This window comes from Novosphingobium sp. GW835-FHT14H07 (genome assembly GCF_058793515.1).
Window position 1 is genome coordinate 1 of the sequence record NZ_JBXAFX010000067.1, and the last position, 2,587, is coordinate 2,587.

1 protein-coding gene is annotated in these 2,587 nt (G+C 58.6%); it reads left to right on the plus strand.

The annotated features are described in order from the left end of the window. Positions 1–647: 647 nt before the first annotated feature. On the plus strand, positions 648–2,549 hold the full coding sequence (locus AC1Q5P_RS21760; protein WP_010890906.1) for a reverse transcriptase domain-containing protein: 1,902 nt from the start codon (positions 648–650) through the stop codon (positions 2,547–2,549). Positions 2,550–2,587 lie beyond the last annotated feature (38 nt).

Sequence of the window (2,587 nt, forward strand, 5' to 3'; positions counted from 1 at the left end):
TTCAATGGTGCGCCGTAACGGCGGAAATTAAGGAGTGCTATCATGGATAGTTGATCTTGCTGGCTATAGATCATGCCCACTGGACTAACCTCGGCCAGAAATGGCTGCGATCCCGAAAGGGACGGGGAACAATAGCATGTTCAGAAAAGGTCCCGAAACGCCAAAGCCATTTGAGGCGCGAGGGATCAGGGCAAGACGTGTATGGTGAAAGCTATACTGCCTGAACCCCAGTTTGCAGCGGCTGATAACGTGGCGATGTCGCAGAATGGTTGACGCGGCATATCGGAGAGACGGAGGAAAGGGCGTTGAGTTCCTCCACAGCGAGCGGGACTTCCGCGAGCGCGCCAGCCTCTCTGACGCACCCTCTATAGGGAGGGGTAAGTGAACGAACGGGGCACCTAACCACGTCGTATCTCCAATTTCCGTAATTACGGGATGCCCTGAAGCAGGCGCTGGGAAGACCAGCGACCTGTATGGGCACGGAGCCGCCATATTACTCAAATGCCCGGTGTAATGGCCGGGACAGCCGCCGAGCAATCGGCGGACGGTCGGCAGTATAAGCTCGGGGTGACCCGGGCGAAAGCCTAACCGACCGGGGGAAGGGCGGCAGCGACTGCGATCAGACGACCTCAAAAGGAGGTGTGCTAATGCTGCCAGATACCATTGAGAGGGCCGTCAGATCACTCCCGACCGTCATCAGGTCGGGTCGGAAGGTCAATGGCCTCTATCGCCTGCTGAAAAGCCCGCTCCTCTGGGAGCATGCCTACCAGCGGATCGCCCCGAATAAAGGGGCGATGACGCCCGGAGTTGATGGTCAGACATTCGACGGCTTCTCGCCCGACAAGGTCAGGTCCATCATCGAACGGCTTGCGAACGGGACCTATCGACCTCAACCGGCAAGACGGGTGTATATCCCGAAAGCCAATGGCCAGAAACGGCCACTTGGCGTGCCGACCACGGAAGACAAGTTGGTCCAGGAAGTGGTGCGGACGATCCTCGAGCAAATCTATGAGCCGCTGTTTTCCAGACACTCTCATGGGTTCCGCCCGAAACGTTCATGCCACACGGCGTTGGAATCGATCCGCGCCATCTGGACCGGGGTGAAATGGCTGATCGACGTCGATGTTGTCGGGTTCTTCGACAACATCGATCATGATGTCCTCGTATCCCTGCTCGAAAAACGGATTGCGGATCGTCGCTTCGTGCGGCTCATCCGGGGTCTACTCAAGGCCGGGTATGTCGAAGACTGGGTCTTTCACAAGACCTACAGCGGAACGCCCCAAGGCGGGGTCGTCTCCCCGATGCTGGCGAACATCTACCTGCATGAACTGGATATGTTCATGCAGGCCAAGATGGCTGGCTTCGACAAAGGGAAGCAGCGATCACCATCCCCTGATGCCCGGCGCATCAGGAACCGCCTGTCCTATGTCCGCCGCACAGTGGATCAACTTCGCGCCAAAGGGCGCGGCGACGATCCCAGAGTCACTTCCTTCTTGGAAGAGATCGGTCGGCTCAAGGCGGAACGGCTTGCCGTTCCGGCCAGCGACGCCTTTGATCCGAACTACAGGAGACTGCGCTACTGCCGATACGCCGACGACTTCATCATCGGCGTCACTGGTAGCAAATCGGAAGCACGACAAATCATGGAGGAGGTCAGGACCTACCTGTCCGATCACCTGAAGTTGGCCGTGTCCGCCGAGAAAAGCGGAATCCACAAGGCTTCGGATGGGGCACGGTTCCTCGGATACGAAGTCCGGACCATGACCAATCCCAATCCGCACAAGGCGATCTTCGATGGTCGTCCGGCAGTGCGGCGAGGCTTGGCCGACCGGATGAAACTTCTGGTGCCAAGGGACCGCGTCGTGCGGTTCGTCAACTCAAAGGAATGGGGCGACTACGACAGCTTCAGACCTGTTGGGAGGGCGGCCTTGCGCTTCGCAAGCGATGTGGAAATCGTCCTAGCCTATAACGCCGAATGGCGCGGCTTTGCGAACTATTATGCCATTGCTGACGACGTGAAACGCAAGCTGAACAAGGCAGGTTACTTCGCCTTGCTCTCATGCGTGAAAACCATCGCCGGAAAGCACAGGACATCGGCTCGCAGAGTCTTCGCCAAACTGCGTCGCGGTACGGACTTCTATATCAGCTACGAGGTGGGAGACACCACCCGGACAATAAAACTGTGGCAGTTGAAGGACCTCCAGCGACACACGCGCACCTGGGGCGGGATCGATATCCCTTCCTCAGCAAAGTTCGTGTTCAGCAGGACAGAGCTGGTCGAGCGGCTCAACGCCCGCGAATGCGAGCGTTGCGGTAGCAATGACCAACCTTGTGAGGTTCATCACGTCCGCAGGATCGGCGAATTGCAGCATGCCGGGTTCAGTCGCCATATGGCGGCCGCCCGTCAGCGTAAACGCATGGTCTTGTGCTCCCGCTGCCACAACGATGTCCATGCCGGACAGCCGACCGACCGCCAACGGCGGACAGCACGCAGTCGTGGAGAGCCGAATGCGCTGAAAGGTGCACGTTCGGTTCGGAGGGGGGCCTAGCGATGTTCTCTCCGAGACATTGCGGGCCTACCCTACCC

What these genes read in the sequence shown, in the direction of transcription:
- AC1Q5P_RS21760 (WP_010890906.1), top strand. Translation starts at nt 648, where the DNA reads ATGCTGCCAGATACCATTGAGAGGGCCGTCAGATCACTCCCGACCGTC.